At 57.8% G+C, this 7085-nt stretch carries 6 protein-coding genes; all 6 read right to left on the bottom strand.

The window, feature by feature from the left end; translation table 11 throughout:
- Positions 1-349: NAD(P)/FAD-dependent oxidoreductase (locus NKH36_RS34205; protein WP_352966201.1), on the bottom strand; the 349-nt coding region annotated here is incomplete at its 3' end.
- A gap of 443 nt (positions 350-792) precedes the next feature.
- Entirely contained in the window at positions 793-1152 is a 360-nt protein-coding gene (locus tag NKH36_RS34200; protein WP_352966200.1) for a EutQ-related cupin domain-containing protein, read from the bottom strand.
- A gap of 560 nt (positions 1153-1712) precedes the next feature.
- Complete coding sequence (locus tag NKH36_RS34195) at positions 1713-3140, bottom strand: aspartate ammonia-lyase (protein WP_352966198.1); 1428 nt, start codon at positions 3138-3140, stop codon at positions 1713-1715.
- A gap of 298 nt (positions 3141-3438) precedes the next feature.
- Positions 3439-4368, bottom strand: coding sequence for an electron transfer flavoprotein subunit alpha/FixB family protein (locus tag NKH36_RS34190; RefSeq protein ID WP_352966196.1), 930 nt, complete (start codon positions 4366-4368; stop codon positions 3439-3441).
- Between the two features lie 24 nt (positions 4369-4392).
- On the bottom strand, positions 4393-5142 hold the full coding sequence (locus NKH36_RS34185; protein WP_352966195.1) for an electron transfer flavoprotein subunit beta/FixA family protein: 750 nt from the start codon (positions 5140-5142) through the stop codon (positions 4393-4395).
- A 144-nt stretch (positions 5143-5286) separates the two neighbouring features.
- The coding region (locus NKH36_RS34180; protein ID WP_352966194.1) for a GcvT family protein at positions 5287-7085 on the bottom strand (1799 nt) is incomplete at its 5' end.

Raw genomic sequence — 7085 nt, 5'->3', positions numbered from 1 at the left:
TGCGAGCAGTCTCGTAGAGCCGCTCTTTGGTTCTGGCGACCCCAAGCGTGCCATTGCGCTTGAACCCCGTCGCCTGCCCCGTCTCGGATTCGAGCGTGGAGTAAAGCTCGGCGGTATATTTCGCCATTTCGGTCATCGTGTGGGTGCTGCGGGTTTGTGTAATTAGACCGGCGGCATGCCAAGTCGTGCCGGAAGTAAGGGTGTGACGCTCCACCACCGCAACATCCTTCTTACCGTTCTTTGCAAGATGAAAGGCGACACTCGTTCCCGCAACTCCTCCACCAATGATGAGAATTTCGTGATGGCGAATGGGCAATTCACGAGGGCGAATAGGCGAGGTGGTGATCATATGCATCCTATAAGATTCAGGCGCGATCGAGCCAAGGCATCTCACCGCCAGTCTAGGTCAACTTTCCGTTTGCAATACTAGGTGAGGAAGTTCGTCGAGATCGTGCTAAATTGTGACGGAAGATGATGTTATTCTGCGTATTCGTCCTTTTGCTGGCCAAAGCCGTGCGTCGGCTTACGGAGGCTGGCATTAAGCAGGCCCTGGGGCGCGAGGGGCGCGAGCGACCCATGACGCGCTTCAATTGCCTCGAACAAGGGGCAGTAGCTTAGGCCCAACTGTCTCCTGGGCTCGCCGCCTTGAAGTGATGCGGCCTTTGCCGAGCAACACGCTGCCACAAGCGGCGTTTTCGGAAAAACACCAGCGTCGGAAACCTCACATCGAGAGATCGTCACTCTGCTGACGGTGATAGGAGATCGCAGCAAACATATCAACCGCGGTCGTCACTAGGGTTTGCGCTTTACCCAATCTGAGGGAGAGATTGCGTAGTATATCAGGGCAAGGCCGGTCGATCGATATCTGGCGATGGTCCCGCTCGGAAGCCAGATCGAGTCCCCCTTTGCAAAGGTATGAGCATGACCATCCACCACCACCTCGAGCAGCTGTCCCGGATCGATGCAAATCATCATCTCGTCGTACCAGAGCGTCCACTCGAAGTCCGAATCCTGAAAATAAGTGATGCCTGACGCAAATCCTGAGCTGTCTTGCTCATTGACAAATTCGTGCCACGACGTGCCTCGTCGTTGAATTTCCGCTCGACGTCGGTAGGTCGGAAACGCTTCACTTCTGCCATGTTGGTCTCCCATGGTGTTCAGGCACAGTTTCCTGTGGGTCTCTTAGGTCCGTCTCCGAAATGCGCCCCGAGTTTAACGCGGACGCCATCTTCGCCAGCGGTCCCCCCAAACAGACGCTGAGACGATGTTCTGCGGTCGGGAGTGAATATAGCAGCCAGATCGCCGGATTTTACGCGATTTTCCGGAAAACTCGCAGGAAATTGGCGTTCCAGCGGCACTTTGCGCGCCTCTGGCGCGGTAGTCATCGCCGAACGTGTTTGAACCCGCTCGACGCCAGCGGGCCGAATTTTGTCATGCAACTTCGTCAAGACGCCGCAACCTTGAACTCGGTCGGGGACCGTCTGCGGTCTTAATGCGGATCGTTGTCCTTCGATCTACCTTATGCGCCTGTCTCCGAAACCCGCACCACCTGAGCGGTTACCGGTCTCCATCTTCACAAGACGGAGAGCGCCCCTGTCAGTGATCCCCTCTGGTCCGTGCTGTTCGGCCACGGCTTGCCGAGAGAAAGACCGTAGGTTACCGAGCCGACCAGCAGCGCCGCTGCGCAAATGAGTCGATCAATCTTCGGCCCGCTATTGTGAAACCAATAGTGATCGCGTTGGGCGGGTCAAAAGGTGCGGATCGGCCGTTTGCGCGATTAGATCCTCCGAAAGGTCGGGCTGGTCGGCCAGGACTTCGCGGATGGTTTTGCCGGAGGACAAGACCTCTTTTGCAAGCTCCGCCGCCCGCTCGTAGCCGATCGCAGGCGTCAGTGCTGTTGCGACGGCGGTACTGGCTTCGAGATGCTTGCGGCAAGTCTCTGCATTGGCGGTAACACCGACGACGCACTTCGTTCGCAATACATCGACGGCATTAGTCAGAAGCTCCAGCGAATGCAGTATGTTGTAGGCGATGACCGGCTCCATCACATTCAACTGCAGCTGCCCCGCTTCGGAGGCGAGAGTGATTGTGAGATCATAACCGATGATCTGGAAGGCGACCTGGTTGACCACTTCCGGCACCACAGGATTGACCTTTCCGGGCATGATCGAGGAGCCCGGCTGAAGCGCTGGCAAATTGATTTCGTTCAGGCCGCCACGAGGGCCGCTGGATAGCAGCCGCAGATCGTTGCAGATCTTCGAGAGTTTCGTGGCCGTTCGCTTCAGCATTCCCGAGAAGAGCACGAAGGCGCCGGTATCCCAGCAGGCTTCGATCAGATTTCCCGCGGAGACGACGGGCACGCCGGACACCGCGCGCAACTCCGCGACAGCTGCCGCCTGATAGTCAGGGTTCGTATTGATGCCCGTGCCAATCGCCGTGCCACCGAGGTTGATTTCATGGAAGAAGGCGGCAATCTCACCGATACGGGCTACATCTTCCCGCAGCGTCGTCGCGAAAGCCTGAAACTCCTGGCCCAGCGTCATCGGAACAGCGTCCTGCAACTGCGTCCGGCCAAGCTTGATCACGTCCGAAAAGCTTGAGGCCTTGGCCTCGAACTCACCCGCGAGTTGTTCCAAAGCTCGCTGCAACGTACCGCGTGAAAGTAGGATCGCGAGGCGGATCGCCGTCGGATAGACGTCGTTTGTCGACTGGGCGAAATTGACGTCGTTGTTTGGATGTAACTCGTCGTATTTTCCCCGTGGCAGTCCCATGATTTCCAGGCCGCGATTGGCGATGACCTCGTTGATGTTCATGTTAGTTGAGGTGCCTGCGCCGCCCTGAAACACATCGAGCGGGAATTCGCCCAGATGCCTGCCCGCCGCGATTTCCTCGCACACTTGGCAGATTACATCGGCCTTACGTTTGTCGAGATCGCCGAGCGCGGCGTTGGCGCGTGCCGCTGCCATTTTCACGTAGGCAAGTGCCTTGATGAAGTTCGGAAAATGGCTGATCCTTATTCCCGAAATGGGAAAGTTGGCGATGCCCCGCGCCGTCTGAGGACCGTAGTAGGCATCTACCGGGATGCTTACAGGGCCAAGCGGGTCTTTCTCAATGCGCTCGATTTTTGGAGCATTCGTCATGATGATTACTTCGCGTTATTTCGCGGCCCGGTTACCCCGGAGGCGAGGCGCCTGGCCGAGTGGAAGCTTTCAACCAGAAACTGGTCGAAGCCTCGCGTTAAAGGCCACCTTGTGCGACCCAGCGATCGGTGGGCCACAAGGTGTGATGGAGGCGGGGGCAGTGGGGTTCGAAGGCCCTTGGCGAGGCAAGATGCTGGTGGGGACGAGGAGGCCCCCGAAACTGTCAAAACATATGCTTCATGGATGATGTTTTCCAAAATATCCGATGGCGGGATCAGGATAAAACTGACTTGAAAGATCACAGCCCCTTTTCTAGCTCCGGTAGAATGACGAAGAGATCGCCGACGAGACCATAGTCGGCAACCTGGAAGATGGGCGCTTCCTCGTCCTTGTTGATGGCGACGATGACTTTCGAATCCTTCATGCCGGCAAGATGCTGGATGGCGCCGGAGATGCCCACCGCAATGTAGAGATCGGGCGCCACCACCTTGCCGGTCTGACCGACCTGCCAGTCGTTCGGCGCGTAGCCGGCGTCGACTGCCGCGCGGGAAGCACCGACCGCGGCACCGAGCTTGTCGGCGACCGGCAGGATGACTTCCTGGAACTTTTCCGCCGAACCCAGCGCACGGCCGCCCGAGATGATGATCTTGGCCGAGGTCAGTTCCGGACGGTCGGTCTCGGACAGCTTGTTCTCGACAAAGGAGGACAGGCCCGGATTGGCCGCCGCCTTGACGGTCTCGACCGCGGCGGAACCGCCTTCGGGCGCCGCCTGGAAGGAGGCGGTGCGCACCGTGATCACCTTCTTGGCGTCGGTCGATTGCACCGTCTGGATTGCGTTGCCGGCATAGATCGGCCGCTTAAACGTGTCGGGCGACACCACTTCGATGATGTCCGACACCTGCGCGACATCGAGCAGGGCCGCCACGCGCGGCGCGACATTCTTGCCCGACGAGGTCGCCGGGGCGATGATGGTGTCATAGGCGCCAGCCAGCGACACGACGAGCGCCGCCATCGGTTCGGCGAGGCGCTCAGCCAATTCGTCGGCCTCGGCCAGCAGCACCTTGCTGACGCCCTTGAGCTTGGCGGCGGCGTCGGCTGCGCCCTTGGCGCCCTTGCCGGCAACCAGCACATGCACGTCAGAACCGATCTGCAGGGCTGCCGTCAGCGCCTTGCCGGTCTGGTCGGAAACTGTCGCATTGTCGTGTTCGGCAATCAGAAGAATAGCCATGTTCTTGTCTCCTTTTCCGATCGCTTACAGCACGCCGGCTTCGTTCTTGAGCTTGTCGACCAGTTCGGCGACGCTCTTGACCTTGACGCCTGCCTTGCGGCCTCTCGGCTCTTCGGTCTTGAGCACTTTCAGGCGCGGCTTGACGTCGGCGCCGTAATCGGCCGGGCTCTTTTCGTCGAGCTGCTTCTTCTTGGCCTTCATGATGTTGGGCAAGGAGGCATAGCGCGGCTGGTTGAGGCGCAGATCGGCCGTCACGATTGCCGGCATCTTCAGTTCAACGGTCTGCAGGCCGCCGTCGACCTCGCGCGTCACCTTGGCCTTGTCGCCCTCGATCACAACCTTGGAGGCGAAGGTGCCCTGCGCCCAGCCGAGAAGTGCGGCCAGCATCTGGCCGGTCTGGTTGGAATCGTCGTCGATCGCCTGCTTGCCGAGGATGACGAGGCCGGGCTGTTCTGCGTCGACGACGCCCTTCAGCACCTTGGCCACGCCGAGCGGCTCGGTCTGTTCGTCTGTCTTGACCAGGATGGCGCGGTCGGCGCCCATCGCGAGGGCGGTGCGCAAGGTCTCCTGCGCCTGCTGCGGCCCGATCGAGACAACGATGATCTCTTCCGCCTTGCCGGCCTCCTTCAGCCGGATCGCCTCTTCGACCGCGATCTCGTCGAACGGGTTCATCGCCATCTTGACGTTGGCGAGTTCCACCGCCGAACCGTCAGCTTTCACACGAACCTTCACATTCGCATCCACAACCCGCTTCACTGGGATGAGTACTTTCATTTTATTGTCCTATTCACGCTTTTCTCCCCAGCCTTCCTACGAGAACGAGGGTCTTATGGCATGCCCATTGACACCGTCAGACGGCTTGGTCTTGTTGAAGGCAGTCCGGAGAGCAACTTTTCCCTCTCCACGGTGGCGCACCACCTATTGCTTGGCCCGATCCCCATTCGGATCAAAAAACGCCCGGAGCGACGCGTCGGCTTCGTATAGTTTGCCGGCGATCTCGATCTCCCATCGACTACTTTCAATCAGTTCCTTCGTGACCCCTGTGGGATGGTTTACATATCCCATCCCAATCGAAGTACCGATCGTGAAGCTCTTCACACCGGATGAAATGTACCCAACGATCTCGCCGTCTCGGCGGATGGGCTCTTCATGGAAAAGAACAGGGTTTGGATCGCGAAGCTTGAAGGATACCAACCGCTTCTTTAGCGGACCGCTATTCTTCTGAGAGACCAGCGCCTCTTTTCCGATAAACCGGCCCTCCTTGTTCCAGTCGATTGTAAATCCAAGGCCCGCCTCAAGCAGGGTGTCCACGGGCGTAAGATCCAGCTGGTATTCTCGATAGGCGCGTTCGGATCGCAAATGTTCAAGCGCATGATATCCAGCGGCCTTGAGGCCATACGCCTGACCGGCTTCCCAAAGAACATCGAACACGTGCTGTGCCATCTCGGATGGAATATGAAGCTCCCAGCCAAGCTCTCCGATATAAGTGAGCCTGTTGGCTATTACACGAGCATAGCCGACATCAATTTCCTGACTGGTTGCGAATGGGAACGCTGAATTTGCCAGATCTGCATCGGTAACTTGAGACAGAATCTCGCGCGATTTCGGACCCTGTAATGACAGGACCGCATATGCCGAGGTGACATCGGTTACCGTTACATTCCATTCATCTGGAATATGCCCTGTAATCCATGCCTTATCGCGAGGATGGACAGTCGCCGAAGAGATAATAAGGAACTCCGTCTGCGACAGCCGGTTCACGGTTATGTCAGTTTCTATTCCGGCCTTTTCATTCAACATATGAGTATAGACCAGCTTCCCGATTGGTACATCTACATTTCCCGCGCAAAGCCACTGAAGGAAGCGACATGCATCGCGACCTTGCACCAAATGCTTGCCGAATGAGCTCTGGTCTAGCAGGATGGCCTCGTTGCGGGCTGCCTTGCACTCTTGATTGGTATATTTGAACCAGTTCGGCTCGTCGTAGGAGTAGACGTTTTTGGTCGATTCTCCCTCGCCAGCGAACCACATCGGGCGCTCCCAGCCCATTCCTTCGCCAAAGCTGGCCCCAAGCTTTGCCCAGCGGTCGTGAAGCGGGCTTTTTCGAACACCGCGGGACGTCTCCGGCTGGTAGGCCGGCCAATGCATTTTATAGTGGAGGCCCAGCACTTCGGCCGTGCGATCATGCAAATATCGTTTGTTGATCTGGAAGGGGTGAAACCGCGCGACATCGACGAAGCTGATATCCATCTGCGGCTGGCCCGCGATGATCCACTCCGCCAGAGCTCGTCCTGCTCCGGCACCGAACTCGATGCCTTCCGAATTATAGCCAGCTGACACGAAGAGGTTCTTCAGGCCGGGAACTTCACCAATCATAAACAGGAGATCGGGCGTGAAACTTTCGGGACCATTGAAAAACTTCGCAATACCGGCATTCGCCAGCTCAGGAACAATCTCCATCGCCTTTGTCATCGGCAACTCAAAATGCTCCCAATCTTCCGGAAGCTCGATGAACGCCGTATTTTTCGGCAGCTTGTCCATCGGAAGCGGCTTCCCCCACGGCTCGAAGGCGCCCACAAGCAGCTTCCCCGTGTCTTCCTTCAAGTAGACGTGACCGTCAGTATCGCGCAGCACCGGCAAATTCGGCGTTACAAAATCCAACGGCTCGGTAACAACATAGAAATGCTCAGCCGCATAAAGAGGAATACGCACACCCA

The organism is Mesorhizobium sp. M1312 (genome assembly GCF_040318115.1).
GTDB lineage: Bacteria > Pseudomonadota > Alphaproteobacteria > Rhizobiales > Rhizobiaceae > Mesorhizobium.
This window is presented reverse-complemented; position numbering and strand designations above follow the sequence as displayed.